Consider the following 21,283-nt stretch of genomic DNA (forward strand, 5'->3'; position numbering starts at 1 on the left):
AAATGATGATGGAAAAGTTATATACGGCTGAAGTTACAGCTACCGGAGGAAGAGACGGACACATTAAATCGGGTGACGGAATTTTAGATTTAGAGCTGAGAAAACCAAAAGAATTAGGCGGTCAAGGTGGAGCAACGAATCCTGAAGAATTATTTGCAGCAGCATGGGGACCTTGCTACTTAGGTGCCTTAGGCTCTATTGCCGAACGCGAAGGTGTTGATGTTAGCGAAGCTAATGTTAAGGTACTTGTTTCGTTTAATAAGGATGGAAATGCATTTGCACTTTCGGCAGATCTTGATGTTCACATTCCAGGGATTTCGCATGAGGAAGCCCAGGCGCTAGCCGATAAAGCGCACCGGACCTGTCCATATTCGAAAGCAACCAAAGGTAATATTGAGGTAAGGGTAACAGCGGTATAGACAAATTTCCCTCGTGCTGTCGGATGTTACCATCCGACAGGTAGATAGACTTCAGACCAAAGTATTATAAACAAGAAAGTCCCGGATTTTAATCCGGGACTTTCTTGTTTATAGCATTATTTGCATTTTCAGTTGGAAACAACTGACAGCATAGATGTTTTATGAATTATGTTAAACGGCTTCCTGTTCAATTATGGTATTGGCAGGTCTGCCATTTTTAAAGGCATCGCGGGTTTTTAAACCCAATAGTTCAAACATAGCCATATCGTCAACAAATGCCGGATTTGGCGTGGTTAATAATTTATCGCCTGCAAAGATAGAACTCGCACCAGCCATAAAACAGAAGGCCTGTTCCAATGTACTCATTTCATTTCTGCCAGCTGATAAACGTACTACTGAATTTGGCATTACAATACGTGCTGTTGCAATCATCCTGACCATATCCCAGATCGGAACACGTGGCTGATCGGCTAAAGGTGTTCCTTTTACCGGTACCAAAGCATTAACGGGTACTGATTCGGGATGTTTTTCCATGTTTGATAAGGTTTGCAGCATCGAAACCCGGTCCTCTACTGTTTCCCCTAAACCTATAATACCGCCACTACATACGGTTAGTTTAGCTTTCCTTACATTTTTGATTGTATTTAAACGGTCATCATAAGTTCTGGTAGATATAATCCGCTTGTAATCATCTTCAGAAGTATCGATATTATGATTATAGGCATACAAACCCGCATCAGCTAAGCGCTGTGCCTGGTTTTCGGTAAGCATGCCCAATGTGCAGCAAACTTCCATATCCATGTCATTCACGGCCTTAACCATTTCAATCACACGGTCAAAATCGCGGTTATCGCGTACTTCGCGCCAGGCAGCGCCCATACATAAACGAGATGCTCCGCCCTCTTTGGCTTTAACTGCAGCGCTAACTACCTGGCTCACCTGCATCAGGGGCTGTACTTCTAAATCAGTATGGTAGCGGGCTGCCTGCGGGCAATAGCTACAATCTTCTGCACAGCCACCGGTTTTAATGGAAATTAATGAACTCACCTGAACTTCATTATAATCTTTATTTTCGCGGTGAATAGTTGCGGCTTCATAAACCAGATCCAAAAACGGTCTATTATAAATTTCGTATATTTCTTCTTTTGTCCAATCGTGTCTTGTTGTTTGCATCGGGATCAGATTTTGCAGATAATTTTGTTGTTTTAATTAATTAACAGCCATTCCAGTTTGGTTTTGCCCTAATACTGGTCTTGCTGGTTTATAGTAAAAGTTTGCTGGCCAATCCTAAAATTAAAAGGAATCCAAAAACATCGGTAAAAGTAGTAATAATTATAGATGATGCAATGGCAGGATCAATACCTACACGTTTTAAAATAAGCGGAATACCTGCACCTGTTATCCCTGCAATAATCAGATTACCGGTCATAGCCAGGAAGATAACCAGACCGAGCATGGGGTTTCCATCAAAAAAGAAAGCAAAAATAAATACGATCAAACCATTAGCTGCACCGTTAATTAAACCTACCGTAAATTCTTTCAATACCGTTCGGTAAGCTTGCTTATCTGTTAAGTCATAGAGCGATATACGTCTTACCGTTACGGCAAGTGCCTGGGTAGCTGCATTCCCGCCCATGCCGGCAATAATGGTCATGTACGCCGCTAATGATGGAATCAGCTTAATGGTTGGATCGAAATAACGTACTACTGAAGAAGCAAGGAAAGCCGTGCCCAGGTTGATAATTAACCAGGGTAAACGTGATTTTACGGCTTCAACCCAGTTACCGCTCAATTCCTCATCTTCCGATACCCCTGAAATTTTCAGGATATCCTCGGTACTTTCCGCCTCCATTACATCGATCACATCATCGAAAGTTACCCTGCCAAGCAGTTTTTGATTTTCATCTATTACCGGGATACTGGTTAAGTTATACTGTGAAATCAAATTGGCTACTTCTTCCTGATCTGTATTAGGATGTACATAAACTGCATCTATTTTAACCAGTTCCGTTATTTTGGCATTGTGTTTTGCCTTAATGATATCTTTTAAGGAAACAATGCCTTTAAAAGCTTCCTCATCATCCACCACATAAATGGTATAAAACTCTTCCATTTCCTCGCTCTGGCGGATAATCTCATCAATAGCATCCTTTTTGGTGAGGTTAATGTTTACACAGATCAGTTCTGTGTTCATCAAACCACCTGCAGTTTTTTCGTCGTAGGTTAAGAGGTTTCGGATTTCTGAAGCATGGTCTTCGGTCAGGTCTTCCAGAATTTCTTTCTGCTCATGGTCTTCCAGTTGCGAAATAATATCTGTAGCATCATCATAATCCAGCTCTTCAACAATCTCTGTACGTTTATCAGGGTGAAGCTCAAAAAGTAGCTCCTCTGGATGGGATTCTTCATCCATTTCCGAGATAATCTCGGAAGCAATTTCTGCAGGAAGAAGGTTTATGATATGCCGCTGTTCGGATTTATCCAAACGTTCGAACAAAATCGCGATTTCGGAGGCATGGTACTCCTCTAAAACCATTTTTAAAGTTTCATCGCCAGCTAAAATTGCATTTTTAACCTTGAGTACGTCGCTTTTATCTATTTCGAATGACTGCATCTATAACCTAAACCAAAATGCCCTAAAGCTACGAATATTAACAATTGATTTTTACAGAAACTGACATCTAATATTCTTCATTTACAGGTATACCTAAAGGTCTGTCAATTTAGCTCTTAAATCGATCTTAGCATGTAAAATCCTAACTATTTCGATTTCTACATTATCAATTATCAGATAGAAAATGATATATTCGCCAGCTTTGAATCCTAATATGTTTTGGTTCGTCTCTATATAATTTCTACCTTTTTCAGGTTTCTTAGCAATCTGATTACAAAATTCAATGAGTAACTTATAATATTTGTCGGCTTGATTTTCTGACCAAACATCATAGGTATAGTCCCAAATTTCACTTAAGTCTTGAAGTGCTTTATTACTAGAAGAGAACTTAGCCATTTGTCCTCTTCTTGTCTTTCAACATTTCAATATGTTTTTTCGGATCGAAATCCTTTACCCTTCCACTATCAATTCCTACCTGAAGTGCTTCTCTTAAAATTTGATTTTGTTTTCTTCATCTTCCAGTAGTCTTAGTCCCGCCCGAATAACCTCGCTTGCATTTTTAAATCTTCCTTCAGAAATTCTTTCATCAACAAAGTTTTCAAAATGATCTCCCAAAGCGATAGATGTATTTCGTCCCATTGTCTTAATATTTGAATATTATTAAAGTTACCAAAAAAGGTACATTATTAAAATGATGTTTTATTTAAACCATCCTTTACGCCAAAAATAAATCACCTGTATAATGGCAATCACTGCCATTACCAGCCAGGTGTATAAGTATCCATGCTCTGCATACAATTCTGGCATATTATCCTTCAATATTTTTCCTGTTGCCGGATCTTCCCTGCTGAAATTCATTCCATAAATTCCGGCAATAAAAGTTAACGGAATAAAAATGGACGAAATAATGGTCAATACTTTCATGATTTCGTTCATTCGGTTACTGATAATCGATAGATTCATGTCAATATTGGCAGAAGCAATCTCCTTTAAGGATTCGATGAAATCGATAATCTGGATGCAATGGTCGTAAGCATCTTTCATGTAGGTTTTGGTCAGATCGGATATTAATGGACTGTCTGAGCGGATAATATCATTTAATTTATCCCTTTCTGGCCAGGTTACTTTTCTAATGGTGATCAAAGATCTTTTAATGGCCTGTGTATCGTACATGATCCTTCTATCCGGATGGTCGTATAACCGGTCTTCAATCGCATCTAATTCTTCGCCCCAAAAATTCAGAAGTGCAAAATAGTTATCTACAATTACATCCATGATGGCGTACATTAAGTAACTACTGCCGCCAATTCGGATGTTGCCCTTTCCTATTTCCAAACGTTTCCTTACCGGCTCAAAACAATCTGCATAGGTTTCCTGGAAAGTGATTAATGTACGCTCTGATAAGATAAAAGAAATCTGATCATTACAGAGCACATTTTCATCGCTAAAATATAAATGCCTGCTTACTGAAAAAATGTATTTATCGTTATCGTATTCATCCAGTTTAGGACGTTGATAAGAGCTGGTAATGTCTTCCAGTACAAGCCTGCTGATATCTAATTTAGCATATAAAGTTTCAAATATATTGGGGTCAGCCAGGCCTTTAATATCAAACCAGTAAAAAAAATCTTTGTTTTCGATCAGTTTATCGATGTTATTGATGTTTTCCAGTTCTGTTTTCTTATAACTCTTATCGTTATAAGCATGCAGTACAATAACTGGCTTTAAGGCGTCTTCATCAATGGCGTATAAACCCGGACTGGTGCCTGGAGCTGGGACTTTGTAGTGCTTATGACGGTTACGTGGCTTGCTTTTTCCCATATGTTATAAATATAGCCGGGCTTGTGGACCCTGGTTAAATAACAGATCAACAATACTTAAGTTGGGTAAAAATTGATGTTTATCTTCAAAAACCTGATAATAGGGTTTATTGTTTACAATATCTTCAGGTTTTTTAGGGTTCATGGCTGAGCGGAAATCGAGTGCAGGCTGGATGTTATCAAAATACTCGCCTGTGAGTTCAAAGCGTTTATTTAGTTTTAATTTTTTATTCAGCCACATTAAAAGTTCGAGGTTGTAATCGAACAAAAATTCAAATTTCTCGGTATAGAAACGACTAAGTTCATCTTCATAAAACTCAAAATAGGCCGAGCTGCGGTAACAGCTTTCTAAGCTTAACCAATGTAAACGTTGCCAGTTAAAATCGTAACTGATCCGAACATCTTTCATTTTTGTATGTGTTTTTGAGCCTTTAACCAAAGGAACGGTAATATCTAATTTGCCATTAGGTGAGTAGATGCTGGCCCTGTTACGGTAAGTCTGTTTGGCTAAATGCTCATGTTGTTCTATTAAAAAATCTTCTCCCAGCTGTTGCAATAAACTAAAATAACCTACTGGTGGAAGATAAAATAATGGAAGTATAGCTGTATTCTGCATTTGAAAATTTATGTTTGTAGCTGAAACGTTTTAAAAATAATGATTAAGAAAGGGATTGCGCATGTAGGCGTATTTTTTTTGTACCTGTTATCGCTGCTCCCCCTGCCCTTTTTGTTTTTTTTTGCAAGATTACTATATTATCTTCTTTATTACGTAATTGGCTATCGAAAAAAAGTTGTCAGACAGAATTTGACGCAATCCTTTCCTGAAAAATCTGCTGCCGAAATAAAAGTCATTGAGAAAAAATTCTTTGTATACCTGGCAGAACTCATCTTTGAAATCATCAAAATGACGAGCATTTCAAAATCGGAGGCTTTAAAAAGGGTAAAGTTTACGGGATTGGAACAATTAGAGTCGCATTTTAAAGCCGGAGAAAGCGTACTGGCCTGTACCGGTCATTATGGAAACTGGGAATTGGGTACCCTGGCGCTTGGATTAAGCATATCTGCCAAAACCCTGGTTATTTTTAAGCCCATCAAAAATAAAATCTTCGAAACATGGTTTGACTGCATGAGGACAAAGTTCGGGAATGTTTTTATTGCCATGAGGCAAACCCTGCGGGGAATAGCTGCTTATAAAAACGAACCTACCCTATTGTGCTTTGCGAGCGACCAGTCGCCCACCAGGGAAGAAGCCAAATACTTTACAGATTTTTTAAATCAGCCCACAGCTGCACTTTTAGGTGTAGAAAAGATTGCGAAATCGACCAGAAGACCGATATATTATTTCAAAGTAAGTGTAGTCAAAAAAGGTTATTACCATGTAGAAGTAATACCCATGTGTCTCGATCCGGAAAGCATACGCGAATTTGGGATAACTGACCTGCATTTTAAATTTTTAGAAAACATTATAAAAGATCAGCCCCAATACTGGCTATGGAGCCATAAGCGCTGGAAATTTAAACCCGAACAAAAAGAATGAACCCATCAGTAGCTGTTGTAATTTTAAACTGGAATGGAAAGGCATATTTAAAGCAGTTTTTACCCGGAATCCTGCTTTCCGAATATGACAACCTGCAGATTGTTGTGGGCGATAATGCTTCGACCGACGATTCAGTTTCATTTTTACAAGAAAACTTTCCAACTGTTAAAATTATTCAGAACGACCGGAATTATGGATTTGCGGGAGGCTACAACAAAGTTTTAGAACGCGTTGAAGCAGATTATTTTGTTTTGCTTAATTCTGACGTAGAAGTAACTCCCAATTGGATCAAGCCTGTGGTTGATTTGATGGAAAGCGACATGCGTATTGCTTCGGCACAGCCTAAAATTAAATGGCAGTTAAACAAAAAACAATTTGAATATGCAGGTGCTGCGGGCGGATATCTTGATATTTATTCGTTTCCATTCTGTCGCGGCAGACTTTTTAATGTATATGAGCTTGACAATGGTCAGTACAATGACGCAAGGGAGGTTTTTTGGGCAAGCGGGGCGGCATTTTTTATCAAAAGTAAATGCTGGATAGAGGCCGGAGGATTGGACGCCGATCTTTTTGCACATATGGAAGAAATAGATCTTTGCTGGCGATTGAAAAACCTCAATTATAAAATCATGTACTGTCCGGAAGCTGAAGTATACCACGTAGGCGGCGGAACGTTACAAACTGAAAATCCTTTTAAAACTTACCTTAATTTCAGGAATAACCTGATCATTATGCAAAAAAACCTCCCGGCAGGTGATGCAATTTTTAGGATTACCATCCGGATGTTTATTGATTTTGTTGCCTGGTGGCATTTTTTACTGACCGGAAAACCAAAATTTACGATGGCCGTGACCAAAGGCCACTGGCATTTCCTTAAATCGCTTTTAAAAACAAGCAAAAAACGGACAGCGTTTCAGAAAGATTATGTTAAACATACCGGGGTGTATAATAACAGTATTGTTTGGGCATTTTTTATTAAGAAAATCCAATATTTTTCGAAGTTAAGATAAAGCATTTCGTCCTTTCGAGTGAAGCGAACAGCTATTCATCAGTTGCGAAATATTTAAACTTGCTTAAAAGATTTCTCGACTGCGTTGCACTTCGCTCGAAATGACGAATCGATCTTCCCAATATTACCTGATGCTACCTGTGATAGTTTTAAGACTAACAAATTATATTACACCAATAAACTTTCAATAGCCAGGCGGTAACCCTTCATTCCAAACCCGGTTAACACCCCCTGGCAGTTTTTTCCGGTTAAGGAAACATGTCGGTATTCTTCACGGGCGTAAATATTAGAAATATGCACCTCAACCACCGGCGTTTTAATAGCGGCAATGGCGTCTGCAATGGCAACCGAGGAATGTGTATAACCGCCAGCATTTAGTACTACTCCATCATAACTAAAACCAACCGCATGTAATTTATTAATAAGCTCACCCTCAACATTACTTTGATAGTATTCGATTTCGATATCCGGATAAGCCGTTCTTAGTTCTTTAATATAATCTTCTATACTGGTGTTTCCATAGATAGATGGCTCACGGACACCTAATAAGTTTAAGTTTGGGCCATTAATAATTTGTATTTTCATCATATAATGTTGTAACGTTGCAATGTTATAAAAAATCTCAAATAAAATCATGCTTTGGTCATCATATATTAAAGGATTTAAATTGTATTTGAAACTGGAACGGTCATTATCCGGAAATTCAATTGATGCCTACCTCAATGATCTCAATAAACTGATCCAGTATTTTCAATCGTTAAATGCAGAACCAAAACTTAATGAAATTACAATAACCCATCTAAAATCTTTCATTTCATGGTTAAATGAACTTGGGATGCTACCGAGTACGCAAGCCAGGGTAATATCGGGTTTAAAGGCTTTCTTCGCCTATTTAATGATTGAAGATTTGATTTCAAATGATCCAACAGCATTATTGGAGGCGCCAAAGCTCAGCAGAAAACTACCGGATACGCTGAATATTTATGAAATTAATGCGCTTATAGCTGCTATAGATGCTTCCAAGTCTGATGGGATGCGCAACAAAGCCATTATAGAGGTGCTGTATGGTTGTGGTTTAAGGGTAACTGAATTAACCGAATTAAGGATATCAAATGTGTTTGATAAAATCGAATTTATCAAGGTTATTGGGAAAGGTAATAAAGAACGTTTGGTACCCATCGGTAGTGTAGCGCTTAAACTAGTTAATATTTACCTGAATGAAGTTCGCGTACATGCTAATATTAAAAAAGGAAACGAAGATTTTATTTTTCTAAACCGTTTTGGGGCGAAACTTTCACGTATTTCGATATTTAACCTTATTAAAAGCCTTGCTATCTCCGCAGGAATAAAAAAGACGATCAGTCCACATACGTTAAGACATTCATTCGCGACTCATTTAATTGAAGGTGGTGCTGATTTACGTGCGGTACAGGAAATGCTGGGTCACTCGAGCATTACGACCACGGAGATTTATACACACATTGATCGGGATTATTTAAGGGACGTAATTACCCAGTTTCATCCGAGAGCTTAATTATAGACAAATTTAAATATGATTAAAGTTACAGTTCCATTTGATAAAAGCATTTTAATTAAAAGTAATAAACTCAAATTTAGATTAGAATATAAGCAGAGTTATATAAAATTGCTCATTTATGTTATGCTAACAATGGGATTAATAATTTTAATTATTACAGATAAAGGACCATCCTCATCTTTTTATGGGGTAGCTGGAATGATACTTTTCATATTGACCTTTAATTATATCTTAAGAATTATAAATTTAAGAACACTTTTTTTTAGAGAAATGGATGCCCTGAGTGAGAAACATGAGAAACAGAATTTCATTTATACTTACGAATTTACTAATGATGAATTTTGTTATTCTGATAATGAAAAAAGATTTCATTTTAATTGGGGAGCCTTCTCAAATTATTCGGTTATCAATGATTTCTTTATATTGTTTATTGACAAAAGAATATTTTTCATGCTGCACAAATCTGAAACAAGTGAGTCACAATTTAACAATATCATTGAATTAACTAATTCAAAGCTGGATTTTAAAAAAGTTTAGTCATCATAGCCTTACCTAAAACAGCTAATTTTCCGTGCATCCGTGCATTATTTTTAAGCACAAACGACATAAATTTCAATTAGAGTGTTTTTGCTGCTTTATGTTTCTTGACTTTCGGACGCCTGACTTGGTGATATCTTCCTTATCATTAAGAAGTTGAGGATATTAAGAATTCTGGATGAGTCCTATAACTATAGAAATTGATCATTGTTATTGGTTTAGATTCCATCATCCATTTTTCATCGCACCTCTAACATCAAGCCCTGCTTTTACCATCCTATCTTTACCTTGCATGTCTTGTCTTAACTCTATATTTATAAAACCTTTATCTTCCAGCATCTCGATAGTTTCTTTACCAAGATATTCGTTTATTTCGAAGTAAAGTTGTCCGCCAGGTTTTAGGTTTGTTTTTGCAAATGCTGCAATAGCTTTGTAAAATAGCAGCGGGTTGTCGTCGCTTACAAATAATGCCAGATGTGGCTCATGTAATAACACATTATGATGCATTTCTGCTTTTTCTAAATCTCTGATATAAGGTGGGTTACTGACGATGATATCAAATTTTTCTTCATATTTAAAATGTAAGATGTCTGCCTCTATAAAATTGATTTCTACACCGATTTGTCTCGCATTCTGTTTAGCGACTATGATAGCTTCAGGAGAAATGTCCAAGCTAGATACTTTTGCGTATGGCAGATGTTTTTTTAGAGTGATAGGTATACAACCAGATCCGGTTCCAATATCGAGTATGCTTGGCTTTTCAGATGACGTTAAACTGTCAACTGCCAACCATTTATTACAATCCGATATGATCCACTCTACCAGTTCCTCTGTTTCAGGCCTGGGTATCAACACATTTTCATCAACGTTAAAAACCAGTCCATAAAAATGTGCTTCTGCCAAAATATGCTGAATTGGCTTTCCGATCTGCAAATCGTTCAGGATACTCAAAAGTTTTTGCTGATCGATAAAGTTGATTTCCATGTCTTTCGCCATCATCAGTTTACTGCGAGACAGGTTTAAAACCTGTTCGGCAGCCAGACTAAAAAGCCATTTGGCCTCCTCGCTGTCGTAAAACGGCACCAATTCCAATTTATAATGCTCTTCAAGCGCTCCTATTTTCATGTCAGACAAAATTACTTATTTGCGACGATAACCATTCTCTTTTGATCGGCCTGTGATGCTTTTTTTACTACTTTTGCGCTAATGAGTGATGAATTTTATATCAAACGATGCCTTGATCTGGCTACCTTAGCTTCAGGGAGTGTTAGCCCTAATCCCATGGTTGGCTGCGTGATTGTTGCAGACGGGAAAATTATCGGGGAAGGTTATCATCAGGAATATGGAAAGGCACATGCAGAACCCAATGCGGTTAAAGCTGTATTTGATGCTTATGGCAAAGAGGCCGAGAATCTATTAAAACGGGCTACAGCGTATGTTAATCTGGAGCCTTGTGCACATTTCGGCAAAACTCCCCCATGTGCTGATTTATTGGTAAAACATCAGCTAAATAGAGTAGTTATTGGCAATAGAGATCCTTTTTCAGGTGTTGACGGCAAAGGCATAGAGCGACTCAAAAATGCAGGTATTGAAGTGGTGAGCGGGATTTTAGATGATGAATGCCATTATTTCAACAGAAGATTTTTTACAAGGATAAAAAAACAAAGACCTTATATTATTTTAAAATGGGCCGAAACCGCTAATGGCTATTTCGCTACAAAGGATGGTCATCAGAAATGGATCAGCGGTGCCCTGGCTAAACGTCTGGCACACCAATGGAGAAGTGAAGAGGATGCGGTCCTGGTTGGCAAGCAGACCGCGATAATGGATAATCCGCAGTTGACGTCCCGCGAGTGGCCGGGTAAAAATCCTGTCCGTTTGGTAATTGATAAAAATCTGCAGGTACCACTGTCCAATCATATTTTTAATAATGAAGCCAAAACCATCATTTTTAATGAAATTAAAACCGATGTTGTTGATAATATTCATTATATCCAGATGGAAGATATGCACTTTTATCTGGCACAAAAAATAGCTTTCCAGCTTTACCTAATGGATATACAGTCGGTTATTATTGAAGGTGGTGCCAAAATTTTGAGTCAGTTTTTAAGTACTAACCTGTGGGATGAAGCACGTATTTTTACCTCATCCAGCAGTTGGAGCGATGGCGTACCTTCTCCAAATATTAATGGAAACCTTCAAGAAACCGTACAGGTTGGAGACGATAAACTCTCGATCTATTTAAACGACATCCGATAAAATGATTTATATTATTTTAAGCATTTGCTGCAGTGTTACGGTAGCTGTTTTATTAAAGCTGGCCAAACGATACCAAATTAGCGTTATTCAAGCCGTTACGGTCAATTACTTTATCGCATTAAGCTTATGTTTCCTTTTTTTTAAGCCTGATGTTAAGCTGGTCACCTCTGCTGCCCCATGGCCCATTTATATTGCACTGGCTATTCTACTGCCATCCATATTTTTGTTTCTTGCCGCATCAGTAAAGAAACTTGGCATCGTTAAAACCGACATTGCCCAACGTTTATCGCTATTTATTCCGATACTGGCGGCTTATTTTCTCTTTAAGGAAGATTTTAATCAGTTCAAAGTTATTGGCCTGGCGATAGGGTTCGTTGCTATTGTTTTAACATTCCTCCGAAAATCTGATCATCAGAAAACCGGGAAAGAAAGTCTCCTCTATCCTATTATGGTTTTTGTTGGTTTTGGCTTCATTGATGTGCTCTTTAAACAAATTGCGCTGTACAAAGAATTACCCTATACCACCTCACTTTTTACTGTTTTTGGTCTGGCCTTTATTGTTTCGATAATATTGGTAATTGCCATGGTGGTGGCTGGCAAAACAAAACTGCAATTGATAAATGTAGTTTGTGGATTCATTTTAGGCTTGTTTAATTTTGGTAATATCCTTTTTTATATGAAAGCGCATAAGGCATTGGCAAACAATCCGTCTACCGTTTTTGCCGCAATGAATTTGGGGGTAATTATTTTAGGCACTTTAATCGGCCTGATTGTGTTTAAAGAGAAACTGAGTAAATTAAATTATACGGGGATAATTTTGGCCATTGCGGCTGTTATCTTCATTACCTTATCACAACATGCTGTTCGATGATTCTTATAAAACAATCGAAAATACTTCAGAGGGTATATTTCGAGATAAGGGGAGCAAATTTATTGCATATGCCTACCCCATCCGTGGCGAGGAAGAAGTAAAACCGTTTATAATGAACCTGCGGTCTGCAAATCCTAAAGCCAATCATTTTTGTTATGCTTACCGTTTAACACCAAACCGTTCGGTTTTTAGGGTAAGCGATGATGGTGAACCATCCGGTACTGCAGGCAGGCCAATACTGAACTGCCTTTTATCTGAAGATCTTACCAATATACTCATTGTAGTGGTACGTTATTTTGGCGGCACCCTACTGGGCGTTCCTGGTTTAATTAATGCCTATAAAAATGCTGGCATAGAGGCTATTAAAGCTTCAAAGATCATTTCCAAAACGGTTAATGATGTGTATGAAGCTCACTTTGAATACATGCAGATGAACGATGTAATGAAGTTAAGCAAAGAAGAAAATCTGCAGATTTTAGCACAGCAATTTGATATCAATTGCATCCTGAAATTTGAAGTGAGAAAAGCACAACTTAATCAGGTTTTAAGTAAATTTGATAAGATTGAAGGTGTCAAGCTAAAATATTTATACACCAGTTAGTCACCACAGGTATTAGCCCACTGAAATCTGCGTGAAAAATAGCATGTAAAAAACTTAACAAGTAGCTGCAGATTTGGATATTACAGCGATAAATCTGTTTAAGCCAAATCTGTTGGGATAAAATAAACCAAATATGAAAATATCAGAAAGCGACCTAATCATCAATCCTGACGGCAGCATATATCACCTCAATCTTTTACCAGGAGATATTGCCGAAACCATCATCACTGTTGGTGATCCTGACCGCGTTGGTGAGGTCAGTAAATATTTTGATCAGATAGAATTTAAAAAAGGTAAACGGGAATTTGTTACCCACACCGGGTATGTAGGCAAAAAACGCGTTACCGTACTCTCAACAGGAATCGGAACTGATAATATAGATATCGTTTTCAATGAGTTGGATGCACTTGTTAATGTTGATTTTGAAACCCGTGAAATAAAAAAATCGCTTACTTCTTTAAATATAATCAGAGTAGGTACATCTGGTGCGGTCCAGCCAGATATCCCGATGGGAACCATTTTAGCTTCATCGTATGGCTTAGGAATGGATGCTTTAATGAATTATTATGTTCATCAATTATCTCCTGATGAACAGCTGTTGCTGGATGATGTAAAAACTCACTTTGGTCAACTTAAACATATTAATCCTTATCTGACTGCTGCGGATGATGGCCTGCTACATACCATTGGTAAAGACATGATTCACGGTATCACCATTACTGCCCCGGGTTTTTACGCGCCACAAGGTAGAATCGTAAGGGCAAAAAATTCGGTTACAGATTTCATTGGTTTAATTAACAGTTTTCAGCGTAACCAGCACCGCATTACTAATTTAGAAATGGAAACTGCCGGTATTTACGCTTTAGCTAAAGTTTTGGGGCATAAAGCACTGTCAATTAATGCTATTTTGGCCAGCAGGGTAAAGTTCGAATTTAGCAATGAACCGAATAAAATTGTAGAGCAAGCGATTAAAATGGTACTGGAAAGGGTTTAGTTATTATCGTTTAATATTAGTTTTTCGATCAGCTTAAGTATTTTTAAATTAAGCGAGCGTCACCCTGACCTGTCAAGCGGAAAGCTACGCAGTAAACCGAGTCTTCTGCGAGCTCACCGAAGGTAATTTATTTCAGGGTCTCCCCAGCTAAAAGATGTTAACCACGAGTGCTGAGCTTGCCGAAGTATCAAAACGCTTTTGGGGAATTTCAAACACGATCCTTCGACAAGCTACCATTGACGTTATTTTGTAATTACCTATTAATGAGCAGAATGCGGCATCATGCATTTCCGTATAGCTAGGCCATAGCACCGTATCACCGTTCTACTTAAAACCGGCCTAATAAATTTTTCGGACTGCACTGTTCTAGCCATAACACTGGCTTTGAAAGAAAAATTTTCAGCCGGCATTTTTTGTTACTTTTTGATGCCAAAAAGTAAGAGCCCTTCGGCGGCGGTGAGCCGAGGGCAAGAATTGTGCGAAGGAAAAAACGTCAATCATATTGATTTTTATAAGATAAATTATCCCTCAGGATGACACTTTTACTTAAAATATAGTCTTTGTATATTTCTAAACCGCAGGAATATTTTCCTTTACCAGTTCATTTCCCTCGGCATCTAAATAAGTACAGGTCATTTCATCCAGGTCTGTAACCCATTTTTCTACGCCCGCGTCTGCCGCCTGTTTACAAAAGCTGATGTAATCTGTTTCACCTTGTTGATGTACTTTTAAAGCGTGCTCCAATTTTCCTGCAGAAGCCTCCTCATTAATGACCAATGTTGGATATTCATCAGGACTTACCTGCTGTGCATTGTCTTCATCATCGAAATAGATCGATAAGCCATTGCTGACGTAAACATCATTCCGTTTAACCCCCAATTCCTTAATTTCCTTTATAAACTTCGGAAAATCTGAACCGGATTTGATTTTTGACGCTGCGGCCTGTATATGTTCAATAGTAAACATAAATTATTTATTTAATGAAATTTTGTAAATGGTTGTTTGCGTATACAGTTCATCCGGCCTTAAAATCGTATTAGGGAATGTTGGGATATTAACTGCATTTGGATGATGCTGGGTTTCGACACAAAAGGCATCAAAGCTGTTGTAATCCTTCCCCCCCTTTCCATTCTTTACATCTAAATATTTCGCAGTATATAAATGAGCTACCGGTTCTGTGGTGTAAACGCTTAATACTAAACCGCTTTCTTCTTCAATTGTTTTGCTTGCCAGCGACAAATCGCCATAAATTTTATCCAAAACAAAACTCTGATCATAACCTTCGTCCTTATTCCAGTCTTGCCCTATTGCTTTAGGTTTGGTAAAATCCAGAGGCGTGCCCGCAACAGCGATAAGGTTACCCGTTACCGAATAATTATCATCCTGCTCTAGATAGTGTGAAGCAAAAATCTGTTGTTTATGATTTTCGACACTCCCCCCATTAGAAGCCAGATTAAAATAACCATGATGAGTTAAGTTTATGGCGGTGGCCTGATCTGTTTCTGCTTCATAACTTAAAATCAACTCATCATTTTCGGTGAGTTCGAATGTCAGATCAATCACCAGGTTTCCAGGAAAACCCTCTTCTCCATCCACACTTTCATATTGCAAGGTAACCGAAGGTTGAGCGCCATCATTGATTTCAATAATATCCCAAACCTTTTTATCAAAACCTACAAGGCCCCCGTGCAGCGTATTATCACCGGCATTTTGCGGCAACTGATAGTCTTCCCCGTCTATACTGAATCTTCCATTTTTTATCCGATTGGCATATCTGCCAATTACGGCCCCTAAATATGGATAATTTGCCAGATAACCCGGACTCAGGTATTCATCAAATGTATTGAAGCCGAGAACAATATCCTGCTTTTCACCCCTGGCATTTGTGACAATAAATTTATTGATAATAGCACCATAATTAAATATTTTGACGTAAGTGCCTTTGCTATTGGTGAGTTCGATTGCGATAACTTCATCGCCATCAATAATTTTTCCGGTGGGTATTTGCTGTACGCTCATAAATTGTAACTTAGGGCTTTTGTTTTCAAAACAAACATAGCATTATTAATGCTTTTTATAAATATATTTTAACCCAATGAACATCAGCCTGCAGGAAAAATTCGCCCAGCAATACCATAAAAATGCCGAAGCTATTTATTTTACACCTGGACGGGTTAATCTGATCGGAGAGCATATCGATTATAATGGCGGCCTGGTTATGCCCTGCGCCATCTCTTTAGGAACCTGGGTAGCCATTGCCCCGAACAATGATGGGCAATTCAGGTTTAAAAGTTTAAACTTTGATATTGAAACGGTAGTAACCAGTAATACGATTAATGAAAAGAATGGCAGCACCTGGACGAATTATCCTATTGGGGTAATCAATGAATTTATAAAAGACGGTAAGGATATAAACGGCCTGGATTTTCTATTTTATGGAAATATTCCAATCGGATCTGGATTATCGTCTTCAGCTTCAATAGAAATAGCCACCGCTTATGCCCTGAATACCTATTATAACTTAGGCTACGATAAATTAGCGCTTGTTAAAATCGCCAAGCGTGTTGAGAATGATTTTATTGGTCTAAATTCGGGCATCATGGATCAATTTGCGGTTACTTTCGGAGAAAAAGACAAAGCCATTGTGTTGGATTGTGAAACCTTGAAATACAAAATGATTGATGTTGACCTGGGCAATTATGTGCTGGCCATCATTAATACCAATAAACCGCGGGAACTGGCAGATTCAAAGTACAACGAACGGGTTGCAGAATGCCAAATAGCCCTGAAACAATTAAACAAAGAAATTACGCTCAACTATCTTTGTGAACTTAATGCAGAAAAGTTTGCCCTGCACAGTCATTTAATCAGCGATGAAACCATACTAAACAGGGCTACACATGTGATTAAGGAGAATGATCGTGTACATTTAGCCGCTAAAGCATTAAATGGAGGAGATTTAGCAACATTTGGCCGCTTGATGTATGCTTCTCATGAATCTTTGCATACCTTATACGAAGTAAGCGGAAAAGAGTTAGATACAGTAGTAGATTTCTGTTCGGGCTATGAGCATGTAATTGGTGCACGTATGACGGGGGCAGGATTTGGGGGCTGTGCCATTGCGCTTTTAGAGAAAGGCTATGAAGAAGATTTTGCTAAACACTTAACTGGTTATTATCTTGAAAGAATAGGTTATTCAGCTGCAATTTATATCAGTGAAATTGGTGGCGGACCATCCATTTTATAAAAACAATTGCCACAAGATGCATAACATGTAAATACAGATTCTATATTACATTCAATCTGTGTAATCCTTCCATCTGTGAAATTATTTTAAAAAATAATGAGAAAATTAAAATTAGACGAGTTAAACCGTCCGGATATTAAAGCATTTCAAACACAGGAAAAATTACCTGTGGTGGTGGTTTTAGATAATGTGCGCAGCATGCACAATGTAGGTTCTATATTCCGTACTGCAGATGGTTTTGCGCTTGAGAAAGTAATACTCTGTGGCATCACCGCACAACCACCCCATCGTGAGATTGAAAAAACGGCCTTAGGTGCAACACAATCTGTTGATTGGATTCATTACACTGATACCCTAGAAGCTGTTGACACCCTGCGGAGCCTGGGTTATGAAATAGTAGCCATTGAGCAGGCTGAAAACAGTACCATGCTGAATACTTTCAATCCCGATCCCAAGAAAAAGTATGCTCTGATATTTGGAAATGAGGTTGACGGTGTTAGTGATGAGGTAATGGCCAAAATTGATGAATGTATTGAAATTCCACAGTTTGGCACCAAACATTCGTTTAACATCGTCATTTCTGCCGGAATCGTATTTTGGGATTTCTTCGCTAAATTGAGATTGTAATATGCTGATTCGATTCAGTGGCTTTGCGATTCAACATCCATCCGTATTTAGCACACTGGATGTTGGATTAATTTTATCGAATTTTACGCTATCCTGGTGTCCAGACTGAGGTTGGGCAAGGAGATCATAACTATCCTTTAAATAAAATTTTATAGGATAAATCTTAATCAAAAACCATTAGTGTATATTATTGTATACATTAAAATAGGGGGCATCCGCCATTACGTAACTTTTTTGTGAAATAAATTTGATATGTTAATTATCTGATAATATGTTATTTGTGTGGAAAATTCGGTATTTGGCAAGATTTTTTCTTATTAGCTTCAAAACAGTAGGATAAAAAAACTGTTAAGACACTAATATTTAAAAAATAGAAGAAAATGAATACTAGAATTACAAAATCAACAATGTTGGTTGCCTTATTAGGATTATCATCACAATTATTTGCACAGGATACACCAATGACTACGGGTACTACCGCAGAACGCTTTTCTCCTAAAGAATTCCGTACCTGGAGTATCGGTGTTCATGGAGGTTTGCTAACGCCAAGAACTATTTTTGGCAACTCTAATCACCAATTTCAAACGCCTGTAGAACATATCGGTTACGGAGGTTACATCAAAAAACAAATTTTACCTCAGTTAGGTATACAGGCAGATTTTTTAGCGGGTAAAGTTGAAGAATTAAGAATTGCTAATGGTATTGATGCTGCTGGAAATACAACTTATGCCGCAAACACAGGTTACAAAACAAACATTCAGTGGTCTGGTGCTTTATCAGCTGTTTGGAACGTAGCCAACATCAATATTAATAATGAAAATGGAATCCTAATTCCTTATTTAAAGGCAGGTGCTGGTTACATGTCATCAGGTGCTACCACTATGCCAGCTAACACTCAAGACGCCGGTTATTACAGAGAAGGCTGGTTTGTACCAGTAGGTGCTGGTTTTAAATTAGGTGTTGCTAAAGGAATCAATGTAGATTTAGGTTACGATGTAAACTTTGTTAAGTCTGCTAAATTTGATGGAGTTAATTCTGGTGTTAATGACAGATTTGCTTATGCACACGCAGGTTTAGAATTTGCCCTAGGCAGTAAAGAAAAACCGCAATTACAAAACTACAGTTCATTAGCTAATTTACGCAAGCAAAGTGCTGAAGAAAGTGCTGAGTTAAGAAGAGCCTTATCAACTGCTGAACAAAATGCGCAACGTGATAGAGAGCAATATGCTAAAGATCTAGCTGATGATGATAACGATGGTGTAGCAAACAAATTCGATAAATGCCCTGGAACTCCTTCAGGAACAGTTGTTGATGGTTCTGGTTGTCCAATCAAAGTTCAACGTGAAATCATTAAAGAAACTAAGGTAATTACTGAAGAAGACCGTAAAGTGGTTAAAGATGCAATTTCTAACTTAGAATTCGATTTAGGAAAATCAACCATCCGTTCTAAATCATATGCTACTTTAAACCGTGTTGCTGCTTTATTGGTAGATAAAAACTTTAGCCTGAAATTAGCTGGCCATACTGATAACACCGGTGGTAGAGAGTTAAACTTACGTTTATCTAAAGAAAGAGCAGAATCAGTTAAAGCTTATTTAGTATCTCAAGGTGCAAATGCATCTAGAATTGAAGCTACAGGTTACGGACCTGACCAACCAATTGCAACAAACAAAACTGCAGCTGGCCGTCAAGAAAACCGTCGTGTAGAGTTTACTTTATACTAATCGTAAATAACGGTTAAATAAAAAGCTCCTCAGATTAATTTCTGAGGAGCTTTTTATATATTAGAAATCGCCATCCTGAACTTCTTTCAGGATCTTTATTGGCGGAATAGTTGTTGAAGTTCAGCGTGACGCCCCCTCGTTAAGACAATCCCTTTTTATTCTTATAGGTCATTTTAGCTTTAGCGCCTGCACTATAATTGTAATTTTTTAAGTTGCTGGCCTTCTTTTCGTGAAACGCTGCACCCCTTTCAGAAGATTCATCATCCTCAGTACCTTTCTTTTTCTTTGGTTTATCAGCAGCATCAACCACCTTTAAATCTTCAGGCAGCTCCATTACCTCCAGTTTCTGACCAATAGCCTGCTCGATTCTTTTTACTTCAATCAATTCAATATCTGTAGAAAAAGTGATGGCTACCACATCTTCATTACCGTGCTTGACAATACGTTTAATTAAGGTTTCTTTTTGTTCTGGCAATTCGAAATGAAAAATGAAAGGAATTCCTTCAATATTGAGTTCGCCCGAATTCTCATTAGCCACAATTAATATCCTGGCCTCTGGGGTATCTTTAAATTCGTTAATATCATCAAACCCCCTATCATCAAAAAACAACGGGCGGTAAATGCTAATTTCGCCCTCTTTATGCTGGTTAAAGTTTTTATACACGGTTTGTGCGGTTAAACGCGTATTAACAAAAACCACAGCCTTATCAAAAACTTCAGCATCATTTAGTAGCAAGGTTAATAAATTTAGCTTTGTCCTGAAATTGGGTACCTGATAAAGCATCTGATGGTAAACTTCTGCCTGCTTCTCGCCAATCTCGTCTACCTCGATGGTTGCTGCCGAATCTTTCATGAAAGGGGCAATCATGTGTTTAAGTTTATCATGCAGTACCTCTGTAAACACCACATGTTGAGACTTGTAGGCGCTGTTTGCTAACTCTACAACTGGTAACTGCAAACCTTTTTTAACAATAAGTTCTGCATTATCTACGATAAACAATTGTATTTTATTGGTGTTTAAAGCTAGCTTTAAATACAATGCACGGGCACGATCGGGTACGGCAACAATAATATCACAGCCATCGGTAACCTCATTCATTTGCGTTTCAATGGTGCCCCGGCTGTCAATTCCCAAAATCCTGAAAGTATTGTTGCGGTTCAATAGTTTAAATTGTTCCAAAACATGGTCAACATGTTCAATGTCAGGTACTAAAATCAATGCTCTTGGCGCCTCCTCAAATGCGTATTTCAACTTCATTAAAGTAGCTAAAACATAAGTAGTAGTTTTTCCTGAGCCCTCTGGTCCAACCGCTATAACATCCTGACCACCTAATATACGCGACATCGTTCTGGTCTGGATTTCTTTTGGTGTTAAAAATCCCGCATCCGTCATGGCCGCTACAAGTGGTTTGCTAAGTTTCAATTTATCTAAAGACACAATTACTATTTTAATGTTTGAAATGCAAATATCCTTAAAATAATTATCTTTT

Annotated in this window: 23 protein-coding genes; 12 read left to right on the forward strand and 11 right to left on the reverse strand. The window is 37.9% G+C overall.

Annotation, left to right across the window (positions count from 1 at the left end; all coding sequences use genetic code 11):
- Positions 1-8: 8 nt before the first annotated feature.
- On the forward strand, positions 9-419 hold the full coding sequence (locus BM107_RS00065) for an organic hydroperoxide resistance protein (protein WP_090979930.1): 411 nt from the start codon (positions 9-11) through the stop codon (positions 417-419).
- A gap of 171 nt (positions 420-590) precedes the next feature.
- Here the strand turns inward: BM107_RS00065 and bioB are convergent, their stop codons facing one another.
- From bioB to BM107_RS00095, 6 genes are all read right to left on the reverse strand, one after another.
- Positions 591-1,592 carry a biotin synthase BioB gene (gene bioB / locus BM107_RS00070; protein ID WP_090978861.1) on the reverse strand — a complete coding sequence of 334 codons (1,002 nt, stop codon included), beginning with the start codon at positions 1,590-1,592 and terminating at the stop codon, positions 591-593.
- 88 nt (positions 1,593-1,680) lie between these two features.
- Positions 1,681-3,030 carry a magnesium transporter gene (gene mgtE / locus BM107_RS00075; protein ID WP_090978865.1) on the reverse strand — a complete coding sequence of 450 codons (1,350 nt, stop codon included), beginning with the start codon at positions 3,028-3,030 and terminating at the stop codon, positions 1,681-1,683.
- Positions 3,031-3,123: 93 nt separating this feature from the next.
- Positions 3,124-3,426, reverse strand: a complete 303-nt coding sequence (locus tag BM107_RS00080; protein ID WP_090978869.1) for a type II toxin-antitoxin system RelE/ParE family toxin — start codon at positions 3,424-3,426, stop codon at positions 3,124-3,126.
- 93 nt (positions 3,427-3,519) lie between these two features.
- Positions 3,520-3,669 carry a type II toxin-antitoxin system ParD family antitoxin gene (locus BM107_RS24890; protein WP_208864302.1) on the reverse strand — a complete coding sequence of 50 codons (150 nt, stop codon included), beginning with the start codon at positions 3,667-3,669 and terminating at the stop codon, positions 3,520-3,522.
- A 60-nt stretch (positions 3,670-3,729) separates the two neighbouring features.
- On the reverse strand, positions 3,730-4,851 hold the full coding sequence (gene corA / locus BM107_RS00090) for a magnesium/cobalt transporter CorA (RefSeq protein ID WP_167543435.1): 1,122 nt from the start codon (positions 4,849-4,851) through the stop codon (positions 3,730-3,732).
- A gap of 3 nt (positions 4,852-4,854) precedes the next feature.
- A complete protein-coding gene (locus BM107_RS00095) occupies positions 4,855-5,466 on the reverse strand; it encodes a WbqC family protein (RefSeq protein ID WP_090978873.1) in 612 nt (203 codons plus the stop codon).
- Positions 5,467-5,505: 39 nt separating this feature from the next.
- Between BM107_RS00095 and BM107_RS00100 the strand changes: the two genes are divergently transcribed.
- On the forward strand, positions 5,506-6,387 hold the full coding sequence (locus BM107_RS00100; protein ID WP_090978877.1) for a lysophospholipid acyltransferase family protein: 882 nt from the start codon (positions 5,506-5,508) through the stop codon (positions 6,385-6,387).
- Positions 6,384-7,397: a glycosyltransferase family 2 protein gene (locus tag BM107_RS00105; RefSeq protein ID WP_090978880.1), complete on the forward strand. Its 1,014-nt coding sequence runs from the start codon at positions 6,384-6,386 to the stop codon at positions 7,395-7,397. Before BM107_RS00100 ends, BM107_RS00105 begins: the two co-directional genes overlap by 4 nt.
- A 167-nt stretch (positions 7,398-7,564) precedes the next feature.
- Here the strand turns inward: BM107_RS00105 and aroQ are convergent, their stop codons facing one another.
- The gene (gene aroQ, locus BM107_RS00110; protein WP_090979934.1) at positions 7,565-7,981 is read right to left on the reverse strand and encodes a type II 3-dehydroquinate dehydratase; all 417 of its coding nucleotides are present in this window, start codon (positions 7,979-7,981) and stop codon (positions 7,565-7,567) included.
- A 49-nt stretch (positions 7,982-8,030) separates the two neighbouring features.
- Here aroQ and xerD point away from each other — a divergent pair, with 49 nt between their 5' ends.
- Together xerD and BM107_RS00120 are read left to right on the forward strand one after the other, a co-directional pair.
- A complete protein-coding gene (gene xerD / locus BM107_RS00115; protein WP_090978883.1) occupies positions 8,031-8,930 on the forward strand; it encodes a site-specific tyrosine recombinase XerD in 900 nt (299 codons plus the stop codon).
- 18 nt (positions 8,931-8,948) lie between these two features.
- Positions 8,949-9,470: a YcxB family protein gene (locus BM107_RS00120; protein ID WP_090978887.1), complete on the forward strand. Its 522-nt coding sequence runs from the start codon at positions 8,949-8,951 to the stop codon at positions 9,468-9,470.
- 228 nt (positions 9,471-9,698) lie between these two features.
- Here the strand turns inward: BM107_RS00120 and prmC are convergent, their stop codons facing one another.
- Positions 9,699-10,595, reverse strand: a complete 897-nt coding sequence (prmC, locus tag BM107_RS00125; protein WP_090978891.1) for a peptide chain release factor N(5)-glutamine methyltransferase — start codon at positions 10,593-10,595, stop codon at positions 9,699-9,701.
- Between the two features lie 81 nt (positions 10,596-10,676).
- Between prmC and ribD the strand changes: the two genes are divergently transcribed.
- The 4 genes from ribD (at position 10,677) to BM107_RS00145 (ending at position 14,195) form a co-directional block, all read left to right on the forward strand.
- Entirely contained in the window at positions 10,677-11,729 is a 1,053-nt protein-coding gene (gene ribD, locus BM107_RS00130) for a bifunctional diaminohydroxyphosphoribosylaminopyrimidine deaminase/5-amino-6-(5-phosphoribosylamino)uracil reductase RibD (RefSeq protein WP_090978894.1), read from the forward strand.
- A 1-nt stretch (position 11,730) separates the two neighbouring features.
- The gene (locus tag BM107_RS00135) at positions 11,731-12,600 is read left to right on the forward strand and encodes a DMT family transporter (protein ID WP_090978897.1); all 870 of its coding nucleotides are present in this window, start codon (positions 11,731-11,733) and stop codon (positions 12,598-12,600) included.
- On the forward strand, positions 12,587-13,201 hold the full coding sequence (locus tag BM107_RS00140; protein WP_090978900.1) for an IMPACT family protein: 615 nt from the start codon (positions 12,587-12,589) through the stop codon (positions 13,199-13,201). Before BM107_RS00135 ends, BM107_RS00140 begins: the two co-directional genes overlap by 14 nt.
- Before the next feature lie 133 nt (positions 13,202-13,334).
- Entirely contained in the window at positions 13,335-14,195 is an 861-nt protein-coding gene (locus tag BM107_RS00145; RefSeq protein WP_090978903.1) for a nucleoside phosphorylase, read from the forward strand.
- Positions 14,196-14,765: 570 nt separating this feature from the next.
- Here the strand turns inward: BM107_RS00145 and BM107_RS00150 are convergent.
- Together BM107_RS00150 and BM107_RS00155 are read right to left on the reverse strand one after the other, a co-directional pair.
- Positions 14,766-15,161, reverse strand: a complete 396-nt coding sequence (locus BM107_RS00150; protein WP_090978906.1) for a DUF1398 domain-containing protein — start codon at positions 15,159-15,161, stop codon at positions 14,766-14,768.
- A gap of 3 nt (positions 15,162-15,164) precedes the next feature.
- Entirely contained in the window at positions 15,165-16,214 is a 1,050-nt protein-coding gene (locus BM107_RS00155) for an aldose epimerase family protein (protein WP_090978909.1), read from the reverse strand.
- 76 nt (positions 16,215-16,290) lie between these two features.
- On the opposite strand from BM107_RS00155, the gene BM107_RS00160 reads away from it, so the two are divergent.
- The 3 genes from BM107_RS00160 to BM107_RS00170 all read left to right on the forward strand — a co-directional run bounded on the left by BM107_RS00160 (position 16,291) and on the right by BM107_RS00170 (position 19,793).
- A complete protein-coding gene (locus BM107_RS00160; protein ID WP_090978913.1) occupies positions 16,291-17,442 on the forward strand; it encodes a galactokinase in 1,152 nt (383 codons plus the stop codon).
- Between the two features lie 96 nt (positions 17,443-17,538).
- Positions 17,539-18,069, forward strand: coding sequence for an RNA methyltransferase (locus tag BM107_RS00165; protein ID WP_090978916.1), 531 nt, complete (start codon positions 17,539-17,541; stop codon positions 18,067-18,069).
- Positions 18,070-18,449: 380 nt separating this feature from the next.
- A complete protein-coding gene (locus BM107_RS00170) occupies positions 18,450-19,793 on the forward strand; it encodes an OmpA family protein (RefSeq protein WP_090978919.1) in 1,344 nt (447 codons plus the stop codon).
- 139 nt (positions 19,794-19,932) lie between these two features.
- On the opposite strand, the gene BM107_RS00175 is transcribed toward BM107_RS00170, so the two are convergent.
- Positions 19,933-21,231 (reverse strand): DEAD/DEAH box helicase, encoded by a 1,299-nt coding sequence (locus tag BM107_RS00175; RefSeq protein WP_090978922.1) that lies wholly within the window; start codon positions 21,229-21,231, stop codon positions 19,933-19,935.
- Positions 21,232-21,283 lie beyond the last annotated feature (52 nt).

Origin of the sequence: Pedobacter suwonensis (assembly GCF_900111825.1) — a bacterium.
Taxonomy (GTDB): Bacteria; Bacteroidota; Bacteroidia; order Sphingobacteriales; family Sphingobacteriaceae; genus Pedobacter; species Pedobacter suwonensis.

What these genes read in the sequence shown, in the direction of transcription:
- BM107_RS00065 (WP_090979930.1), top strand. Translation starts at nt 9, where the DNA reads ATGGAAAAGTTATATACGGCTGAAGTTACAGCTACCGGAGGAAGAGAC.
- bioB (WP_090978861.1), bottom strand. Translation starts at nt 1,592, where the DNA reads ATGCAAACAACAAGACACGATTGGACAAAAGAAGAAATATACGAAATT.
- mgtE (WP_090978865.1), bottom strand. Translation starts at nt 3,030, where the DNA reads ATGCAGTCATTCGAAATAGATAAAAGCGACGTACTCAAGGTTAAAAAT.
- BM107_RS00080 (WP_090978869.1), bottom strand. Translation starts at nt 3,426, where the DNA reads ATGGCTAAGTTCTCTTCTAGTAATAAAGCACTTCAAGACTTAAGTGAA.
- BM107_RS24890 (WP_208864302.1), bottom strand. Translation starts at nt 3,669, where the DNA reads ATGGGACGAAATACATCTATCGCTTTGGGAGATCATTTTGAAAACTTT.
- corA (WP_167543435.1), bottom strand. Translation starts at nt 4,851, where the DNA reads ATGGGAAAAAGCAAGCCACGTAACCGTCATAAGCACTACAAAGTCCCA.
- BM107_RS00095 (WP_090978873.1), bottom strand. Translation starts at nt 5,466, where the DNA reads ATGCAGAATACAGCTATACTTCCATTATTTTATCTTCCACCAGTAGGT.
- BM107_RS00100 (WP_090978877.1), top strand. Translation starts at nt 5,506, where the DNA reads ATGATTAAGAAAGGGATTGCGCATGTAGGCGTATTTTTTTTGTACCTG.
- BM107_RS00105 (WP_090978880.1), top strand. Translation starts at nt 6,384, where the DNA reads ATGAACCCATCAGTAGCTGTTGTAATTTTAAACTGGAATGGAAAGGCA.
- aroQ (WP_090979934.1), bottom strand. Translation starts at nt 7,981, where the DNA reads ATGAAAATACAAATTATTAATGGCCCAAACTTAAACTTATTAGGTGTC.
- xerD (WP_090978883.1), top strand. Translation starts at nt 8,031, where the DNA reads ATGCTTTGGTCATCATATATTAAAGGATTTAAATTGTATTTGAAACTG.
- BM107_RS00120 (WP_090978887.1), top strand. Translation starts at nt 8,949, where the DNA reads ATGATTAAAGTTACAGTTCCATTTGATAAAAGCATTTTAATTAAAAGT.
- prmC (WP_090978891.1), bottom strand. Translation starts at nt 10,595, where the DNA reads ATGAAAATAGGAGCGCTTGAAGAGCATTATAAATTGGAATTGGTGCCG.
- ribD (WP_090978894.1), top strand. Translation starts at nt 10,677, where the DNA reads ATGAGTGATGAATTTTATATCAAACGATGCCTTGATCTGGCTACCTTA.
- BM107_RS00135 (WP_090978897.1), top strand. Translation starts at nt 11,731, where the DNA reads ATGATTTATATTATTTTAAGCATTTGCTGCAGTGTTACGGTAGCTGTT.
- BM107_RS00140 (WP_090978900.1), top strand. Translation starts at nt 12,587, where the DNA reads ATGCTGTTCGATGATTCTTATAAAACAATCGAAAATACTTCAGAGGGT.
- BM107_RS00145 (WP_090978903.1), top strand. Translation starts at nt 13,335, where the DNA reads ATGAAAATATCAGAAAGCGACCTAATCATCAATCCTGACGGCAGCATA.
- BM107_RS00150 (WP_090978906.1), bottom strand. Translation starts at nt 15,161, where the DNA reads ATGTTTACTATTGAACATATACAGGCCGCAGCGTCAAAAATCAAATCC.
- BM107_RS00155 (WP_090978909.1), bottom strand. Translation starts at nt 16,214, where the DNA reads ATGAGCGTACAGCAAATACCCACCGGAAAAATTATTGATGGCGATGAA.
- BM107_RS00160 (WP_090978913.1), top strand. Translation starts at nt 16,291, where the DNA reads ATGAACATCAGCCTGCAGGAAAAATTCGCCCAGCAATACCATAAAAAT.
- BM107_RS00165 (WP_090978916.1), top strand. Translation starts at nt 17,539, where the DNA reads ATGAGAAAATTAAAATTAGACGAGTTAAACCGTCCGGATATTAAAGCA.
- BM107_RS00170 (WP_090978919.1), top strand. Translation starts at nt 18,450, where the DNA reads ATGAATACTAGAATTACAAAATCAACAATGTTGGTTGCCTTATTAGGA.